Origin of the sequence: Staphylococcus sp. EG-SA-18 (genome assembly GCF_017151825.1) — a bacterium.
Taxonomy (GTDB): domain Bacteria; phylum Bacillota; class Bacilli; order Staphylococcales; family Staphylococcaceae; genus Staphylococcus; species Staphylococcus aureus.
Window position 1 is genome coordinate 1 of the sequence record NZ_JACYVY010000009.1, and the last position, 20,358, is coordinate 20,358.

Below are 20,358 nucleotides of genomic sequence, written 5' to 3' on the forward strand. Positions count from 1 at the left end.
CCGCAGGTCTCTTCAGATCTACGGATTTTCGCCATGCCACGAAATTAGCATCATGCTAGCAAGTTAAGCGAACACTGACATGATAAATTAGTGGTTAGCTATATTTTTTTACTTTGCAACAGAACCAAATAATATATCTTTTAATCATATTGTAGATTAAAAGATATATATGAAATTCAATTATTTTCATGGATAGTGAATAAACATTTTAGTTGCTATACTTTTAATATCCATTTTTGACGTGCTTTCGAATTAAGGGGATGCATGATTTCATTGGTTTCTGGATTCATGAGTCGTTTTACTTTCTTTTTATGTGGTTTCAACATCTCTAATACTTCATTAACACGTGCTTCAACACCGGGCTTTTTAGCGTAAGCGCCCCAAGCTAATATCACTTCATCTGACTCTTTCACTGCCTTCATAATTTGAATATCTGTATGCTTATCATACGCATTTTCTAAATGTTTGAGATTGATAGGGGTTGTAATATTAGAGTATAGATTCACAAAATTGATTGAACCAAATGCATCCATTTCTGAAACTTTGTTCATGATGAGTTGGGTCGTTAGGTCAATATTGAGAATGCCATCATAATGCGGATACATTGTAATGATTGTGATTGATTGTTTTTCACTATTCCATGTTTTCTTAAGTAGATAGCGATGTTGTTTGTCATCACTGAATATGGCTTCTGTTTTTAATGTACTTTTGATTGTTTCCATATAATTTTCACTCCTCTAGTATTCTTCAGGTAATAACATGACATAATAAGAAAGGTCTACATCATCTTCTCGAATAATGTAGACCTTATTGATATTGATTGCTTTTGAATAATTAGCTTTATGGATTTTCGCATATTCAGGTCGTTCTTGTTTGTGTTTGATATATAATTGATTGCGATGCTTATTGAACTGGAATATATGAAAATAATCTACTGAAGTATTATCTTTGGTTTGTTCTTGTTCTCGCTCAGATACGAGTTGCCATAATTGGTGTTGTAAGATATTAGGTAAGTTGTTGGCGATACCCCGGGTGATATATCTATTCATAAGAGACTTCCTTTCGTTCTGACTCTTTCATCCAAATGATGATTTCACTTAGTATTGTAATGACTAATTGTGTAATTTTGATGTATTTATGCATTTTATTGTCCTCCTGTTAGTAAGTATCGTTGATCCAAAAGAGGCATGATAGTGTTGTGTAGGTATAAGAAATCCATATCGTGATTTTCGTCGATATAACCGATGGCTATGAGTTGTTTCTGATAGTAGAGAATGAAAGGATAGATATTACTTTCATGAAGTGTGTCAGAGTAGTAGGTATTAGTCTGAAGTGTTTTATTACTGAGTGGGCCAAGTCTTACATATTGATTGGGTAAGATATCATCAGCGATTTCCTCGATAGATTCGCAGTGCCACACTTCGTCCCTTGGCAGATTGAATAAGTTGGTTATATAGTGCTTGAGTTGTTGTTCTAGTGTCATGGTTATGACCTCCTAATGTATTTGATTGATGTATGCATGTGATACATCATTTTGATAATATATATTTGATTTTTATTTCATTTCGCTCACTTTTGTCACTAATAACTAAGTGGTAAAAGTGGTAATTTGGTCGATGAAATAATCATTTTGACCATATATTTCAAATTGGAATTTGGGCATAAAAAAAGACCCCCAATCTTTTTTCAAAGATTGAGGGATAAGACTTTCGTCAATTTTATACCTTACAAGTTTTACTTGTTTATCTGTCGTAATTTCAATTGAATCAATTAACATTTTCATAAGTTGATTTTTAGCTTCGGGTGTAGCCTTTCTTAAGTACACGCTGAATCGTGTTATCATCAAAATGAGTCGTCCTTTTAATTTATCAAAATTAGGTATTTCATCCTGTGATTGATTTGCTTGTTGCGCTTCTTTAATTTGTTGATCTAATACTTCTAACTGTTGATTCATTTGACTTTGTTTAGCTTTTAACATTTCGCTATCCATCTGATCATCTAAGAACAATTCTAACAATCGTTCTTGTTGTGTTTTAAGCTTAGCTTTTTGTTTTTCTAAACTATCAATGTCATATTTAATTTCTGTTTGGTTACTATGCTTTTGTTTCAGTTCTTCTATCACATTTGACGCAATCTGCTTGATAATATCTGGTTGAGACAGAATACGATTCAAATGAACATTAATTACACGCTCGACGACTTCAGCATTGATGGAATTACTGTGACATGCAGAACTCCCTGAACGATTGAATAAGGAACAAATGTAATAACGCTTGATTGTCCGTTCTTTGGACTTTTTCGTTTTATAATACGTCCGTCGACATACCATATTATTTCCGCATTCTGGGCATTTAATAAGGCCACGTAAGTAGAAATCTCCACCAATAGGTCTGCCCGGTTTAAAACTTTTAGAAGCTAATTTTTCATGAACTTTATCAAATACCTCTTCACTTATAATGGCTTCATGTTTACCTTTGACCAATATCACATCATTTTTATCACTTTTGCCACTTCTTCGCTGTACAGCCCAGTTTTGATGGTTATTGAATCTGACATAGCCTTTATAGACTGGATTATTCAAAATGTATTTAACACCATACACTGAAAATGGCTTTTGATTAATAGTACGATACCCCTTTTGATTAAGTACGGTTGTAATGGCTTTGAGGCCTTTATTATGATTCAAATATAAATCGAAAATTTCACGTACAATATTAGCTTCATTTTCATCGATAACCAAATCATTTTTCTGTGTAAGTGGATTAAGTGATAATTTGTAGCCTAAAACACGACCGGTGATTGCCTCTCCGCTCCTTGCCTTAGCATTCATAGAAAGTTTCACATTCGAAATCAAAGTCTGGCGTTCTATAGATCCTATTAACCCAAACATTGTAACGAGTACTTCTCCAGAAGCATTGGATGTATCAATATTCTCAGAAATCGATTTATACCCTACATCATGTTCTTTGAATTCATGAATAATATTAAACACGTCTCTCATTGATCGTGAGATACGATTCAATTTCCAACTTAACACCATTTCGATTTTATTATCCTTAACATCTTGTAATAGACGTTTCATTGCCGGACGACCTTCAATATTTTTACCTGAAATGCCTGAGTCAGTATATGTCTCATAGTCATAACCTGGGAAATTTTTCACAACTTCTTTGATGAGTACTTGTTCCTGCTCATGGATTGAGTACCCATGCTCCGACTGCTCTGACGTACTAACGCGTGAATAAAGTGCAATTTTACCCTTCATATCATACCGCTCCTTTTATTAGATTATTGCTACAGACTATCGGTCTTGTAACAACATATAGATAATATATATTTATAATTTCGTTTCATTTTTATCACTTTTACCACTTAATCATATGAGTACTACAGGCAACTGCCTGTAGTACGTAATTAGCCTTAATTACCTTTATTGATACGTTCTTCTATGATAGGTACAAGCACTTCTACAAATGCTTCAATTTGTTCATTATTCATCGTCAAAGTCCTCCCAACCTAAGTTCAAATCATCTTCGTATAAGAACTCATCATCTGTTACATTCTCATTTTCATCGAATGAAATCATGTCATCTTTTTTATCAGTTTCTTTCCATCCTAAATCGATCCAATACTTATAACCATTATTTAGTCTACTTTGTACATTAAAGTTAGCTTGAACCAAATCATTAATAACTTGAGAGCTTACTTTAATTTCATCTCTAATAACCTCATTTAGCCTAGACACTTTGATACGTGACCCTGGTTTAATTGCTGTAAGTTTTCGGAGTAAATTAATACATGCTTTCTGATTTGGAATACTTACGGACCTGCTAGAAACAAATTCATATCCAAAATTTAACCAATCGTGAGTAATTTCAGTGACACGGCTATTTTCAAGGTACTCGATATCTGCTTTTACAATCTGTTGATACACATACATCAAGTAAAGAAAGATTTCTTTCTTTTCATCCTGTAACTTTTCAATTAAGTCGGGATCAGCTTTTTCAACATAATATTCACATGGAATAACAGCAATTCTACGCTCTAATGCTTTTGCGTGCTCAGATGGAAAGTTTAGTACAGCATTAGTATTAAAAATCAGTTTTAAATCTAATGTGACTTCTACTTGTGTCTGTCCCTTTCTATCAACATGGATAGGTTCAACTGAAAGTAACTTCTTAAAGTCATTTACTACCTTCTCATTGATTCTTGCCTCACCAATTTCATCACTTGCCATTAATCGTTTCCCAATTAAGCTTTCTTTATCAAAACGTCCACCAAGTTCGTTTAGCGTTTTTGATATAACGTCATTTTGATGAAAGAATGATTTCAACAACTTTATATATACTGATTTTCCATTATTAGCAGCGCCATGCAGAATCAAACCTCTTCGTAGTTTGGTATTAGCAGTAAGCAGTATTGCTGTATGCTGTATCAGAAAGTGCTTTAAATCGGTATCAAAGTTAGCAAGCTCTAGCATGTATTTACTAAAGTGGTCAGGTATATTTTCATTTATAACATCACCTTTATCTATTTCTATATTCAAGCGTGTTTTAGGGAATATATCTATACAATTTTTAACAACTTCAAATGTATTTAGATTAAACATGTTAGGACCGCAACCAATATACTGCTTATCCTCAACAAGCTCTTCTACATCTGTTGATTTTTGTAGACCATCAACCACATTTCTTAGTGTACTTTGTGAAGGTTTGTAGTCGATAAATAGTACTTGTATCATTTTACTTACCAATCCTTGTAATTCATCTTTATTTATCTTTTGCCAACCGTTAGCTTTGAAAACAAATAATTCTGAATTAAAACGTTTAATATGAAAAACCTCTATCATCATTTCCATTAGTACTGTATCATTGGGTTTCTTCTGAATACCAAAATAACTATAGATATTAGGTCGGTAATCCTTATCTTTAGGGATATTAAGTTGTAACTTATCAATAAGTTTGCTATATATTGCTTCACCTTGTGCCGTTTCTTCTATCTCATTGCCATTACCAATACTAAGGGTTAGGATAGCAATCAGACCTTGACGGTCGATTGCCTCCTTAGCTTCACTTAATAGCTTAGATAACATTTGTAATATATGGTTCATTATAATATGCCTCCAGTTTCATTTAATGGCGCTACATCGTTTACATAATAATTACCATTATATTGACCAATATGGATTAAATGCTTACGGTCAATGTAAGGTTCATACGTTTTATGACACACGCTATAGTTGCTATGACGTTTAAGCCAATCATGAATTGACAACTGATTAGCGCTCGGTTTTGTTGGAATATTACGATTCGCATATACAATCTGATTGTTCACTTCAATTTCATACGTGAATTGGTGCTTTATTTCACCTGAGAAATCTGTTTGGATCACAGAATGTAACGTAGCTACATATATATTATTTTCTTTGATTGGTGTACTACTTGGGATGTGTAGGCTTTGTCCTCTATCATTATTCATGGTCTACGCCTCCTATTTCTTCCACTGTCACATGTGCAAATTCACCATTGAACAACTGGTTAGCCGTATCTTTCATTAACTGACCCACATTTTGTGCAATTTCTTCATCTTCACATTCAATCATAATCGCATCGTGTATCGGTACTATAATCTTGAACGTTTTTTGATCGCACTGTGCTTTGTACACTTTTAGCAGAATGTGCTTGAAAATATAACTCGCTACAGTTTGTACGTAGATTGCCATAATACTGCTACCTTGAAATGCGCTCATATCATGTTCAATGCCGTAGGGCATCGGCATGGTTTTATGCTCTTCGATTTGTTTCTTAAGTTCATTGACTTTTGTAAATTGGCTGACCGTATCCAACCATTGCTCTTCACTTACATAATGTTTCAACTTGAATTTGGGGCTATCGAAGTTGCCGCCAAATAAAAACGAACCAATAAATGTACGTTTAACGAACTTTTTCTCCTTTTTGGACAGTGATAAATCTTCTAATAATGCGTCATATAAACCTTCTTTATGATTCAAATAGTCAATCAGTTTAGAATCTTGCGTCATGTATCCAACAACTGAAGGGTCAAATGACTTGAAATCGATTGTATATACCTTTTTGAATTGTGAAGGTAAAATCATACGTTGGACGGATTTTGGTAAGCCTTGAAGATTAAAATTTTTAGTTGTAATTCGATGTGTTCGTGTACCAATCAACGATAATTGCGTATATAATCGATTCGTACCATTTAATGCCTGTTCTAACCTATCAAATAGCTTTTCGATCTTATCAGAATGTTCATCATTCTTGGCTCTTTCAAGCATTGTTGCTTTGATATCGGGTAATTTATCTATATTAAGTTTAATGGATTCTGATTCAATCTCTTCCTTTAATGCTTCCAATCCTTGATGTACTTCCACATATTGGTCTAACTTAGCTTGATTGTCAGCTAAAAGTGCATTATATTTTTGATCTAACTGCTGGCTGAATTGTTGCTGCAATTGTTGAATGTCATCTTGGTTAGATGACTTGTCCATTAGCCATTGCTGTGTTTTGTCACTTTGAGTCAATGACATCAGTTTGTCTCTTGTCTCCATGTAAATCTTCTCCTTTATGGTTGAAAGTGGCGCGCTCACTTTCAACTTAAAATTTGTTCAAAACGTTTTGATAAGACAATCCTAATACTAAATAGAGGTCATTGATGAAGTGGCAAAAAATTTCAAAAAAAATTCCACCAAATAAATAAGCTCAATCCCTTTATATGAGGGATTGAGCTTACCAATTATTTATTAATTTTCTACTTAACTTCAATTAGAGCTTTTTCGGTTATTCCTTCTTTTTAACAGTTGATTCTTAAATTGTTTCATTAACATTGCCATTGGGATGTTATTTTCGTACGTCTTAGTCACTTCAATTTCATTATTATATGCATTATAAAATGATTTATATTCATTAATATAGCCATTTTTCATATCATTATAATGTTCAGTCTTATTAATGTATCGGTCTATCAATGTTACAACTTGTTGCATATCATCCATAAAATATTGGAACATTTCATTGCCTATGTGTGAATGATTTTTCTGATTTAATACTGCTGCAGAATGAAAGTCTAATCGTTTACGTAACTCTAATAAATGCTTTCTAATTTGTTCATCCTCATTAAAAAACTCAATATTGTCATTAATGACCTTTATCTTATTATCGAAGTCATATTTTTTAGATTGTTTATTTAAGTTTTCCTTTTTGTTAAGCTCTTTATCAATCATTTTCGATACGTCTCTAAGGAAATAATGTTCAATATCTCTAAACTTTTGTGTTCTATGATGAGGCTTAGCGTTTCTCATCCCCCAACCATCAGCAGCCCGTTGAACTTTATTTAGTATGTTAACCAATAACCAATCTAATTGTTCATCATTATCATATATAAAGGCTTTTTCTTCATTTATATCTTCTGTTATTACATTATCAGTTAATTGATTTACGAAATAGTTAAATCTAAAATCATACTGACTTGAGTTTTCACTTGTTTGATTATGCTCAGCAATCCTTTCATTATACTTGATCTCTGCGAATGTAGAATAAATAGTTTCATGTATAGCAAATGCGATTTTATCACTTAATTCAACTTGTTTATCAATAGGTAATTGATTCATTACTTCTGAAACTAATTGCAACTTTTCATTTATTTTATTACCTGAATCAAATACTTTTTTTACATCTTGATATGCTTTTTGTGCATGTATATGTAACTTTAATGGCTTAAATTCAATTTTATCTATATCATTTTTAATGCTTTTAATAAAATGTGCATATTGGTCAATATCGATATGCTCTATCGCATTTTTTCTTAACTTTACGTCTTCATCTGTTATTGCTTTAGGGAGCATATCATCTGTCATATTATTTAATAAGACACATAGTATATCAAAAGCAATCCCATTGAAACTATAAGCAGCTCTTTCACTTTCGCCAGAATTTTTTTGAAATTTCTTCATATCAACCTTATAAATATCAACTAATTTATCAATTCGTTTCTGCAATTGAGCTTTGTTTTTAAGACCTAAAGCTTTCTCAAGATCTTTTTTTGTATATGTTTTTTGAATTCTTTCTCTAAAAGTATTTTTCGTCATAATCTCAACTTTCTATTAATTTTTTATATAAATTAAAAATCGGGTAAGCATTAAATATTTCCAAATCTGCAGCATTGAGGGTTTCATATCTTATTTTTGCCTCTTGCTTACTCCCTGATACTACGTTGATATACAATGTTGCTATTTCTTTATCAATGTCTATTAATTTATCTCTCAATTTGAATAACTTAATTAACAATTTTTCATCTACATCATTTCTTCTTCTCTTTATAATTTGAGCTTTGTTGATTAAGTTCATAAATATTTTATCATTATCAAAATTCAGCAAATTATTTAATACATATTCAGCTAATTCTAATAAATCGGTTCTTTGAGTTTCATCATAGGCTGCGATTAATTCTAATGCAAAGTTATTTAATTTCTCCCATTTAATGTCAGATTGAATAGCAATTTTATCTGATTCAATACATTCTTTAATAACATTTATATCAAAATTCAGTACATCTACAATCATATCTCTTGTTAATGTGTAAACAATTGGCATCTGTACAACTCTTTCTTTTGTAACAGCCTCAAATCTATCTACAAAGTCATTAGAGTAGACATTATACAATGATGTATTGTCTTTAAATAATAATATAAATTTTCCACAAAACTTCATTTTATAGTATCCATTATTATGCATTTTAAAATCTTTAAAATTTTTATATTCCAATAATTCTAATAAACCTTTTATCTCATTCATCTGCTTATCAAATTCTGTAGATTTTAGACTCACATCAAACGAAAGCAAGTTACTATACTCTGATAATTTAATATTCAACTTATTTATTGTTTCTTTTATTTCAATAATATTAATTTCAAAAGGTTGGATTACTAATTGGATTTGATCCAAAAAGAATTCGCCGCCTTTCGACAATTCGTTTATAACATTAAAAGATTGTTCGGCTATATTTAATTTTTTAAATGGTAACATTGTATATGTACTTTTGTTATCACTTTCAAATGTTTGAATTTTGAAAATATCATCTATAGTTATAGAGATGGATTCCTTTGAAGTTTCTATACCTACCATACCTTCAAATAATAACTTGCCTTCTTTTATTATCTGCTTTTTGTTCACTCTTTTTACTTTTTCCATACTTAATACTCCATCTGGTATAGTTACATCTAATTCAGATGAATTAATTTTTATATAGCCATAAAAATCATTTAATGGTAAACCTCTATGATCCATCACAATATTTTCAGGTGTAGCTATATATGATAAAGCTTTTTCTATGTTCTTTACTTTAACTTGACCTACTTGGTTTTGTAATCTCTTTTCATTTATATATTTTACGCAATTATTATATAAAATTTTTTCATTTTCAATTTCATACATTTTTATAGTGACGCTTTTCTGCTTTTTTTGCAGTAAAAATTGTAAATCTAATTGATGTAATTGTTTACCATAAACCTGCTTCTCAACAACTTTTTTATTCTCAACGATTAAATACACGACAAAGTAATACACACCACCTTCTCGTTGGTATGCCTTTAAATCATTCATTTTGACATTACTTCGATGAATAACCTTACCTCCTCTTTTAGCTACTTCCTTTCCTTTAACTTGAACTTGTATTTTTCCAACGAAATTTTTTTTACTCAAATTTTCAGAATCATACACTTCCAATTCTCCATCGAAAGACATTTTTGTATCGTTTGAATTAATATCCGGGTTTATTTTCAATGTATTAGTTGCCATAGATTCAATTTCTAAGGTAGCTTCCCTTTCAATAATTTTTGAATTCAAAGTTTTAATATAAATCCGCTCCTTTTATATTATGCACAATCTATTTTTTAGTTTTATTTGTGATACGCTTCTCCACGCATAATCTTAAATGCTCTGTACACTTGTTCAATTAACACAACCCGCATCATTTGATGTGGAAATGTCATTTTGCTGAATGATAGTGCGTAGTTACTACGTTGTAAGACGTCCTTGTGCAGGCCGTTTGATCCGCCAATGACGAATACAAAGTCGCTTTGCCCTTGGGTCATGCGTTGGTTCAATTCTTGGGCCAATCCTTCGGAAGATAGCATCTTTCCTTGTATTTCTAATGTAATGACTGTGGATTGTGGTTTGATTTTGGCTAGTATTCGTTGGCCTTCTTTTTCTTTTACTTGCTCGATTTCTTTGTCGCTCATATTTTCTGGTGCTTTTTCGTCTGTAACTTCTATGATGTCTATCTTGGTGTATGGGCCTAAACGTTTTTCATATTCTGCTATGGCTTGCTTCCAATATTTCTCTTTTAGTTTCCCTACAGCTAAAATGGTGATTTTCATGTCGTTTGGTCCTCCAAATTGTTATCAACTTTCCAGTTATCCACAAGTTATTAACTTGTTCACACTTTTCCCTCTTATTATACCAAGTTTTTTTGCAGTTTTTGATATTTTTCTGACATTCATGCCCAATTTTCAGTGTATAACTTGTGTATTTGTGGATAACTCTGTGGGCATTGTGGGTATTTCTCTTTAAATTGTACACAATTCTGGATAACTATCCCCATTTCTGTGGATAAATACCTTGATGTCTTATTACTTATCCCCGTTTTTATATCCCATATTTATCAACGGTTATAGCTTTTTTCCATAAAAAAACACTACCGTACCTCTTATTTAAGAAATACAGTAGTATTGTTTTCAATATATTTTAGCTAGCTTTTCTACGTCGTACAGTCGCGATTAAACCTATACCTGTTACTAATACAAACATCGCTGCTGGGCTTGAACTTTGATCAGTTCCAGTTTTTGGTAACTGTTTCTCATGTGCGCTACCTTTAGGCGCTGACATGTTAGCCAATTGTTTCCCACTCTTACTTGATACAGCAGTTCCTTCTAATGCGCGATCAGAACCTTCTGTACCGCTACTAACAGTTCCTCTATGCGCTGGTAACAACACAACTTTACCTGTCGCTGGTTGTTTCGCTGGATTCATCACTTTCTCTTTACCAATTGGTTGTGTATCTTTACCAGACTCACTACCTTTGCTACCTTGTTGTCCTTTAGCTGGTTGTTCACTTGCTACTGGTTTACCTAATAACATACGTTGTGGTTCTGTCATATCATACTTAGCTAAGTTAGCTGTTTTTAAATAACTTGCTAGTACTTGATCTAATGAAATACCTTCTTCTCTAGGGCCACCGAACATACTATATCCGTCTCCACCTGATGCTGTGAAGTCATTCATCGTTACATGATATACACGTTTTAAATCAATACTTTCAAACTTACCTGTCTCTTTATTTAAAATTTGAATAGCATTAATTCGTTTGCCAGACGGTTTATTCATATCATAGTAAACACGAATTGAATCAGAGATATGTAATAAACCGCCATTCGCTGTTAACACTGTCTTACCGTCTTTTTGTGTTGTTGGTGCACCTAAACTATGTTCGAAAGCCGTCCAGACGTCTGAACCTTTTACATCAATTTGCGCAATCGTATTTCCAAATGGTAATACTGAGATTAAATCATAGCGTGTCACCTTACCTTTTGCGATAGAGGCACGAATACCTCCACCATTTGTCACGGCAAAGTCAGTCTTTTTAGAGAAATTCTTAACGCCATATGCTTCCATAGCATCTGCAATCGCGTTTCCTAAATTTGTTTCACGCGTTCTAACGTCATCTCTTTCTCCTTTGAAATCAATCGTATTATTTGGAATAATAACCTCTGCTGTTTGTGCTCTAAATGTTTGATCAGCTTGATTAATTTGTTCAGCTAATGCTTTGTTCGGTGTTACATTTTCAACGTCTTTAACATTAATCAATGACGGCTTAATATTCGATACTTCTCCATTGCGATAATTAAATGTAATCTTACCGATATTCGCAAGTGCTGTACCTGTTTGTACTAATGCATCATTGTTATAAATTTGACCATTTTGAAGTACGGTATGTGAATGACCGTCAATCACTGTAATACGTTTCTTCAATTGTGGATTTTGACTTAATTGTTTCACTAAGTAATCGCCACGCCATGTTTCTTGTGTTGAAGGATCAATACCTAAATGAGATATAACAACAAATGTATCTACATCTTTATAAATACGCATCATTTCCGCTGTCACACTTTGTAATGGATCTCTAAATTCAACACCTTTAATGCCTTCAGGTCTTGTTTTCGTCTTTGTTTCTGGTGTCGTTACGCCAATAATTCCATAACGAATACCATTTTTCGTTACAATCGTTGAAGGCTTAAACGCGCGTTTTCCATCTTTATAAACGTTAGTACTTAGCATCGGGAAGTCTAACATACCCTCTAACTTTTTCAACTGATCGTATCCAAAGTCAAATTCATGGTTACCGACTGCCATAGCATCATAACCTACTGCATTCATTGCTTTAGCCATTTCTTCACCTTTAGATTGATTTGAAAGTGGTAAACCTTGGAAGGCGTCTCCTGCGTCTAACATTAAATCAGGCTTTTCTTGTTCTTTTACTGTTTTTAATTTAGCCATACCGATGACACGCCCTTTTTCTTCGGCTAGTCGGCCATGGATATCATTTGTATGTAATATTTTATGTGTTGTTGTTTGTGGTACATTAGCAGCAAACATTCGTGGTGAAAGTGATGCTGTTTTAGCATTTGATAATTTGAATGTTGCTGTGTGAGTTGGTTTTTGTGTTGAGGCTTGTTGTGCATCTACATCGTGTCTTTTGTTTCCTGTTGTTGAAACTGCTGTAGTTGGTTTGTTAGTTGGTGCGTTGGATGTTACTTTGTTGTTTGTATCATCAGCTGTTCCCTGCGCTGATGCTGATACGTTGGTTGCCGCTTCTTCACCATAATGATGAGCCGCTTCCTTTGTTGGCGGTACTTGTTGCCTATCTGTTGTTGCTTTGTCTATCGTTGTTACTGCATGTGCTTTCATTGGTGTATGCTGCTCAGCCGCGTTCGAGACTTGCCATAATCCCATCACACTAAAAAGCAAAACGAGCCATACACTTGTTTTAAGTAATAAAGCTTTCATTTCGTTCCCTCCATTAACTGTCATACACCAATATATTATCATAATCCTTATATTAAAATGATTGATTTTATGTAAATTATTTATAAATTACATTTAATATCGAATTATTTTACACATTTCAATCAAGCCGGTTCAATCTAACAACAGCCATTTCCCACCAATAACATAAAAAAGCACCCGATAAAGTCGTCTCACAGCAGTGCCGAACTTTATAGGGTGACTCTCATTTATATTGTATATATTGGCGTTGGAATAGCTTTATCCGTATCACATAGCAATACTTCTTTTTCCGTATCAATATCGTGTTCGTTCAATACTTGACCAACACTCATACGCGCCAAATCTTTCATATTATTATCTTGTGATAAATGTGATAGGTAAATACGTTTCGTGTTGCCTGTAATCACATCCGTCATCGCATGGCCCGCATCCTCATTAGATACATGTCCCATATCGCCTAAAATACGTTGTTTCGTCTTCCATGGATAACGACACATTCTCAACATATCGACGTCATGATTACTCTCAAAAATAAACGCATCGCTGCCACGTATCATACCTTTCATACGATCCGACACATATCCCGTATCCGTTAAAATCGTAAACTTCTTATAGTTATTATGGAAAATATAAAATTGCGGATCTATCGCATCATGTGACACGTTAAACGATTCAACATCGAAACCTGCAATAGATTTCGTTTCATAAGGATTAAAAATGAATTTCTGATCCATAGGGATGCGACTATCTTTCTTTTCAATAGCTTGCCAAGTCTTTTCATTCGCATAAATTGGCAATTGATATTTACGCGCTAAAACACCTAAACCTTTAATATGGTCAATATGTTCATGGGTTACTAAAATACCATTTAAATCTTGAATATTACGGTCAATTTGACTAAACAATTCTTCCATTTTCTTGCCAGTCAAACCAACATCAACTAATAGACTACCTTTTTCATTTTCTACAAAAGTGGCGTTACCTGTACTACCACTTGCTAATACACTCATGCGTATCAAGCGGCTCATCCTTTCTATTTAAGCAGTCAATCTCTCTATATGACTGCAATATACATCAGTGCAAATATACGATTTTCCCTACAGAAACTATCAGTATATTAGCTGTTTTGTATACCTTTCCTATTATGTAACTTTAGTTCATCGACCGGTCTCTTATAATTAAATTTTGATAATCACGTGCAATGAATGTCCTAATTATTATAACAATGATTAGACAAATACTAAAGTTTTTAAAATAACAGTTACACTAATTTTACAATGCGGTACTACTTAAAATATGAATAAATGCGCACGTTGGAGACACAGAAACGTCAGCCATAATAAACCGTACCAGCAAAAAGCTAGCACCGCTTCTCACATATGATGAGCTTGCAATGCTAGCTTATTACGATTCATATTAATGATTAATAATTTTAGGGTTATTATTTGTCGCTTCGACATAGTAAGTATTCGTTTTGTCCTTACCGTCATGCTTCACTTTAATTTCCCAGTTTGGTTGTAACAATTGAACATTCGTTTCATTCACGACTGAATAGTAACCAAGTCTAGCATTAATGACTTCATCACCTTTTTTCAAGTAACGATTATAATATAATGCCTCGATTGCTTTTCTCACACCAATCACTTGATGCTTCTTATCTGCACCATCTGTGGGCTTAATGTCATCCATCATTGATTGTTTATAACTAGTCGCTTTGTTATCTTCTATATTAAAGTTCAACATCGCTTTACTATTGTTCAAAATCGGGAAATTATCATACGTTTGTTCGTATTTTACAGAACCAGAACTAATTTCACTTAATTGATATTCTGAACCTTTGAACACACGTTTGTTAACATAATCTTTCAAATCTTTTAAGTTATTGTCACTGACCTTTACCGATTGACTAATGTTCGCATTTAATAATTTTCCACCATCTGATGTGGTCAAATCCGAATCGCCTTTAGCTTTAGAACTAAAGTCTTTTGATCGCCCTGTAATTTGCTCTAATTTTATACCTTTAACTGATTTATTCAATATACTAGCCGGTACTTTAATTTCTTCTTGCTGAAAATTAACTTCATTGTTACTCTCAACTTCATTAATGTGTGAGCGATTGACTTTATTAACATAAATCGATACTAACACGATGTTGACAAGAATAAACACGAAAATGAAAAGTGTCTTTGTCAGTTTCCAGTTCATTTATTCAAGCCTCCCATCGTTATAAACATACCATTCGCCATCATATTCTACATACCAACGCGGTACGAGTTCACTGTTAATCTGCACTTCAATGTGATTATGATCTGAGTTATCCTGCATTTCGTAACCGATAGCGATGTTTGTTACTTTTTCAAAATTAATATCACTATTGTTCGCTAAGCTTGAACGTACAGACTCTAATTTCGGCAACGTTTTATTATCTTCACTGTTTAAAACAACGTCGGTGCGTAATAACGAACGACGATAATCAAAGACGCCTTTTTCACCCCAAGTGACTTGAATTTGATTAGAGCCTTCTTTATTAAACGTTGGATAACCATTAAGGAAACGTTGATATGTTAACTCGCCTGACTGATTATTCGTACTAAACAATCTGAAGTCTTCGTTTAAGAAACCACCATGACCATTAATAAAATCAAAGGTTCCTGGAATCGTTTCTTCCATTTTGCTGGAACTCGCTTCATCTTCGGACAAGTTTTTATAATGATATTTTTCATTTTTATCGTTATAGTTTGCGACACCTGTATTATTGTTGTAGGTTGTAACACCACTCTTTGAACTACGAACGATGGTTGAATCGTCAAATAGTATAGCATTCATTTTCTCAACACTAATCGTGTTAAATACCATGCGATATGTTTTTAACTTTTCAGGTTTACTTGGTGCAAAAACATGCGTCGTACGATCAATCGTATCTTTGTTTGTGATGATATCTGTGTATGGTTGCATATCTTTTTTCACTGCTGCTAATGCATCTAAAAAATGATCATTTTTCGTTGTAGTTGTTAATTTTACGTAATCGTGGCGATCTTTGCTTATAGCATAAAGCACGATATTATCATCAGCATCATAATCTATGACCAAACGATTGAAATTGAAATGATTTGGTACTTTCGCATTCATGTTCAGTACTTGGCCAAGATATGTTGATAACGGTAAATCATACGTAAAATCGAATAATGTAAAATCACTGCTCAAATCAGGAATCATCAAGTTATGATCCCGACGAACATGTTCCACGGACTTCACTTCTTTATTTTTCAAAGGTTTCGTCAGTTTATTCACATTAGATACCGTCGCGATTGTACCTTCTGGATGATCATTTTTCGAATGAATAATCTGAAATGGCGTAATAGTTGTATCCATTTTGGCTGTCATAGGTGTCGTTAAAGGTTTCGTTTCACTCTTCTTACTATCTGTATTGTCGACATTTGCAATATCAGGAGAAAAGTTCCATACCATATATGTCAATACGACACTCATCAAGACGAGTAGCGCTAAAATGACAGATTTAATATGTTCCTTATTATTCATCCCAATCACCGTCTTCAATGACTTCACATGGAAGTGTGATAAAGATAGATGTACCTTGACCTTCTACACTGTTTGCCCAAATACGACCATTGTGCGCTTCCACAATCTCTTTCGAAATGGCTAGTCCTAATCCAGTACCACCCATTTTACGCGTACGCGCCTTATCTACACGATAGAATCGGTCGAATATCTTATCGACTTTATTGATAGGAATACCGATGCCATTATCTTTAATACGAATCGTCATTCGATTATAAAGTGGATTTTGTTTCACGTGGAACTCGACACGTTTATCGCCTCTAGAATATTTCATCGCATTTGTAATGACATTATCAAATACTTGCGTCATTTTATCAGGATCAAATTCTGTGAAAATCGTCTTTTTCGGAATATCTCGAATAAATGTTGTATCTTTCGCAGACATTTCATGTCGATTAATAATTTTATTAATGAACATGTTAAAGTCGATAATTTCTTTGTTGATTTGATCAGACTCATTATCCATTTTAGATAACTGTAGCAAGTCATTGACCAGTCGAATCATTCGTTCTGTTTCTTCACGGGTAACAGATAAAAATTGTGGCGCAAGTTCCTCATCTTTCCATGCACCTTCTTCAAGTGCTTCAATGTAACTATTCATAGAAGTTAAAGGTGTACGTAACTCATGTGATACATTGGCAACAAATTCACGACGCTCACGTTCAACTTGTTGTTGTTCAGTAACGTCATGTAACACAGCGATATAACCAGTTACAAATCCTGTTTCCTGCACAATCGTACTAAAGTTAACACGTGCGATTAGACCTTCTTCTTCATTTAAATCTAATAAGAAACTATCATTATTCTCTTGAATTTCTTCAAGTTTAAATTCATCTTCAAGACTTAATACACTTAACATGTAATATCCAATGATGTCTTCTTTCGCCATACCAAGCATCTTGAGTGCCATATCATTGACGATACGAATACGTCCACGGCGGTCTGTTGCAATAATACCATCACTCATATGGGTGATAACTGAGTCCAGTCTACGTTTCTCACTTTCAGTATTAGCCTGCGCTTCTTGTACACGTTTAGACAAGTTATTAAATGCTAAAGCTAATTCGCCAATTTCATCATTACCATAAATCTTCACACGTTGCGTATAGTTACCTCTGGACATTTCAACCGTCTGGTTACGCATATCGGTGATTGGTTTGGTAATCGTTCGCGCTATAAAGAATCCTAGGATGACTGTGATTAATAATGAAATAGCTGTACCAACAATGAATATTTGATTTATATTATTTAATTGGTTATAAACGTCATTAATTTTTGATTCGATATAAATATTACCAATTACCTTTTTATCGACTTTAACTGGGATATTATATACCCAGACACGGTCCTTACCACCGCCATAATCTTTTAAAATTAAATGATCGTTTGATTGTCCTAGTGATAGTGCTTTTTGGACAGAACTATCATTCGCTTTTTGATTGATTAGACTACGGTTAGACTGCTTCGTCGTCGCAATAATAATTTGGTCTTTATCTATAAAACGAATTTCTCCAATTTCTTGACGGTTGGCATACTCACTTAATAAATTTTGAATATCTTTTTGTGCATTTACGGAGCCCTTTTCGTCATATACTTTTTCAATACTAATTTCTAATTGTTTAGCGTACTGCGTAATATTCTTCTTAAAATTATCAAGCAGCTCTTTTTCAAGATTATTTGTAAAATACAGCCCGATAATTTGCATACCAATGATAATCAGTAATACATAAACAATTACAAGTTTAGTATGAAGGGATTGTAGTTGTTTTAGCCACTTCATTCGTTTCGACCTCTACTCATGTTGTTGGAGGAAATATCCAACGCCTCTACGCGTCACAATATATTCAGGATGTGACGGATCATCTTCAATCTTTTCACGTAAACGACGAATCGTTACATCGACCGTACGTACATCGCCAAAGTAATCATAGCCCCATACTGTTTGTAATAAATGTTCACGTGTCATTACTTGTCCCATATGTTTTGATAAATAATGGAACAATTCAAATTCACGATGTGTTAATTCAATATCTTCGCCACGTTTTTTAATAGAATATGCGTCTGGATAAATCACAATATCTTTAATTGTGATTTCATTCGTTACATTTCCAGTGTCTTGTGCTGGTTGTGAGTAATGACGACGTAAGTTCGCTTTCACACGTGCGATTAATTCACGCGTACTAAACGGTTTCGTTACATAGTCATCTGCACCTAGTTCTAAACCAAGCACTTTATCAATTTCTGAATCTTTAGCAGTAAGCATTATAATTGGCATTTCGTATTTTTTGCGCACTTCACGACATACTTCCATACCATCACGACCAGGTAACATGATATCTAGTAATACGATGTCTGGTTCTTCTTCATAAATTAAGTCGACTGCATCATTACCATCGTATGCACAGTACACATCGTATCCTTCTTTTTTTAAGTTAAATTCTAAAATATCAGCAATCGGTTTTTCATCATCAACTACAACAACTTTTCTAGCCATTTGCATAAACCTCTTTTCTTAAATCATTAATATTATTTTATCATTTTTTGTTCTTTATCGTTTATGTTTGTGTAAAAAATCACAGGATGTCGCTTACTATTTTTGTTATTGTGCGCATTTTCCGTCTTATAACGTATAGTAACCTATTATATAATTTACCATTTATAAGCTATTAATTCTATTTTCCAATATAAACTTATATATTACTATTTTTTATTAGTTTCTCACGGCGGATTGTGACAATGATATTTAACACAATGATGAGGTCTCTATTCCAATAATAAAATTAGGATAATGGCAACTTCTAGTTGCACGTCATTGCTCAGAAAATAAATATCATTATTCGTTATTCGTTACTTTAACAATTGATGTTATGGAGGACTGGTGGCATATCACAACGAAGAAATATGTTGACAGTAGCATATGTTTGTACGTCTAATAAAGATTTTATTGTCTACGTTTATCTTTCATATCCAACCACTAAGTTACTTGAGGTTCATACATTTTAAAGAAAATGGACGAACAGATAAATCAATATGATTATCATTCGTCCATATATCTTTTATTAATATAATATTAAACGCAAAAAAATGCCTATCCTCTTGGATAGGCATTTGTACGGTCTCGACGGGAATCGAACCCGCGATCTCCTGCGTGACAGGCAGGCGTGTTAACCGCTACACTACGAGACCTAAAAAATGGTGACTCCTACGGGACTCGAACCCGTGTTACCGCCGTGAAAGGGCGGTGTCTTAACCGCTTGACCAAGGAGCCGTTCTTAAGCACAAGATAGATTATAGCACAGCCAATCTTGCCATGACAAGATATTTTTTACATAATTTTGCTATTATTTTTTGAAGAATGTTATAAGTGAAAAATTGCATTTTATTGGCAGTCTATTTATTATAATAATTACGCTATTTTTGAAATTTTTCTATTTTAGGTGCTTTCATTTACACTTACGTCTACTCTATTTTAATAGCTATTTTCGACATCAGACTTCTTACATTCAAGTATTTCATCTTAATTTTCGTTAAATATCATCTAATCTTCTAAATTATGACTAGCAAATATCGCCTTTACGTTAGTATTTTTTATCTAAATAATCGAATCGATACAGAAGCAAGCATAACAAAAGCCTCCTACCAATAAAGATAGAAGGCTCATGTATTTATAATCATTGTGTATGACTTATATAAAGTT

16 protein-coding genes and 2 tRNA genes are annotated in these 20,358 nt (G+C 33.3%); all 18 read right to left on the minus strand.

Going from position 1 to position 20,358, the window contains the following annotated elements:
- Positions 1-215: 215 nt before the first annotated feature.
- Positions 216-722, minus strand: a complete 507-nt coding sequence (locus IDG66_RS02980; protein WP_000447786.1) for a DUF1643 domain-containing protein — start codon at positions 720-722, stop codon at positions 216-218.
- Between the two features lie 15 nt (positions 723-737).
- The gene (locus tag IDG66_RS02985; RefSeq protein ID WP_001083109.1) at positions 738-1,049 is read right to left on the minus strand and encodes a DUF960 family protein; all 312 of its coding nucleotides are present in this window, start codon (positions 1,047-1,049) and stop codon (positions 738-740) included.
- A 95-nt stretch (positions 1,050-1,144) separates the two neighbouring features.
- The gene (locus IDG66_RS02990; RefSeq protein WP_000171559.1) at positions 1,145-1,483 is read right to left on the minus strand and encodes an SAUGI family uracil-DNA glycosylase inhibitor; all 339 of its coding nucleotides are present in this window, start codon (positions 1,481-1,483) and stop codon (positions 1,145-1,147) included.
- Between the two features lie 105 nt (positions 1,484-1,588).
- Positions 1,589-3,265, minus strand: coding sequence for a cassette chromosome recombinase CcrC (ccrC, locus tag IDG66_RS02995; RefSeq protein ID WP_000676596.1), 1,677 nt, complete (start codon positions 3,263-3,265; stop codon positions 1,589-1,591).
- A gap of 225 nt (positions 3,266-3,490) precedes the next feature.
- Positions 3,491-5,110, minus strand: a complete 1,620-nt coding sequence (locus tag IDG66_RS03000) for a DUF5906 domain-containing protein (protein ID WP_103143684.1) — start codon at positions 5,108-5,110, stop codon at positions 3,491-3,493.
- A complete protein-coding gene (locus IDG66_RS03005) occupies positions 5,110-5,478 on the minus strand; it encodes a hypothetical protein (RefSeq protein WP_103143685.1) in 369 nt (122 codons plus the stop codon). Before IDG66_RS03005 ends, IDG66_RS03000 begins: the two co-directional genes overlap by 1 nt.
- Positions 5,471-6,571 (minus strand): DNA polymerase family A protein, encoded by a 1,101-nt coding sequence (locus IDG66_RS03010; protein WP_103143686.1) that lies wholly within the window; start codon positions 6,569-6,571, stop codon positions 5,471-5,473. The genes IDG66_RS03005 and IDG66_RS03010 overlap by 8 nt, the downstream gene beginning before the upstream one ends.
- 210 nt (positions 6,572-6,781) lie before the next feature.
- Positions 6,782-8,107, minus strand: coding sequence for a DUF6038 family protein (locus tag IDG66_RS03015; RefSeq protein ID WP_048665304.1), 1,326 nt, complete (start codon positions 8,105-8,107; stop codon positions 6,782-6,784).
- 4 nt (positions 8,108-8,111) lie between these two features.
- The gene (locus IDG66_RS03020; RefSeq protein ID WP_224759327.1) at positions 8,112-9,815 is read right to left on the minus strand and encodes a hypothetical protein; all 1,704 of its coding nucleotides are present in this window, start codon (positions 9,813-9,815) and stop codon (positions 8,112-8,114) included.
- Positions 9,816-9,916: 101 nt separating this feature from the next.
- The gene (rlmH, locus tag IDG66_RS03030; RefSeq protein ID WP_000704777.1) at positions 9,917-10,396 is read right to left on the minus strand and encodes a 23S rRNA (pseudouridine(1915)-N(3))-methyltransferase RlmH; all 480 of its coding nucleotides are present in this window, start codon (positions 10,394-10,396) and stop codon (positions 9,917-9,919) included.
- Positions 10,397-10,763: 367 nt separating this feature from the next.
- On the minus strand, positions 10,764-13,082 hold the full coding sequence (adsA, locus tag IDG66_RS03035) for an LPXTG-anchored adenosine synthase AdsA (RefSeq protein ID WP_000645781.1): 2,319 nt from the start codon (positions 13,080-13,082) through the stop codon (positions 10,764-10,766).
- Between the two features lie 227 nt (positions 13,083-13,309).
- Positions 13,310-14,110, minus strand: a complete 801-nt coding sequence (locus tag IDG66_RS03040; RefSeq protein WP_000088649.1) for an MBL fold metallo-hydrolase — start codon at positions 14,108-14,110, stop codon at positions 13,310-13,312.
- 388 nt (positions 14,111-14,498) lie between these two features.
- Positions 14,499-15,287, minus strand: coding sequence for a two-component system regulatory protein YycI (locus tag IDG66_RS03045; protein WP_001104167.1), 789 nt, complete (start codon positions 15,285-15,287; stop codon positions 14,499-14,501).
- Positions 15,288-16,622: a two-component system activity regulator YycH gene (gene yycH / locus IDG66_RS03050; protein WP_001060150.1), complete on the minus strand. Its 1,335-nt coding sequence runs from the start codon at positions 16,620-16,622 to the stop codon at positions 15,288-15,290.
- Entirely contained in the window at positions 16,615-18,441 is a 1,827-nt protein-coding gene (gene walK, locus IDG66_RS03055; RefSeq protein ID WP_000871607.1) for a cell wall metabolism sensor histidine kinase WalK, read from the minus strand. The genes yycH and walK overlap by 8 nt, the downstream gene beginning before the upstream one ends.
- A gap of 12 nt (positions 18,442-18,453) precedes the next feature.
- Positions 18,454-19,155 carry a response regulator YycF gene (gene yycF / locus IDG66_RS03060; RefSeq protein ID WP_000101976.1) on the minus strand — a complete coding sequence of 234 codons (702 nt, stop codon included), beginning with the start codon at positions 19,153-19,155 and terminating at the stop codon, positions 18,454-18,456.
- 619 nt (positions 19,156-19,774) lie between these two features.
- A tRNA-Asp gene (locus tag IDG66_RS03065) sits at positions 19,775-19,847 on the minus strand.
- 7 nt (positions 19,848-19,854) lie between these two features.
- Positions 19,855-19,929: transfer RNA gene (locus IDG66_RS03070), tRNA-Glu, on the minus strand.
- Between the last annotated feature and the right edge of the window lie 429 nt (positions 19,930-20,358).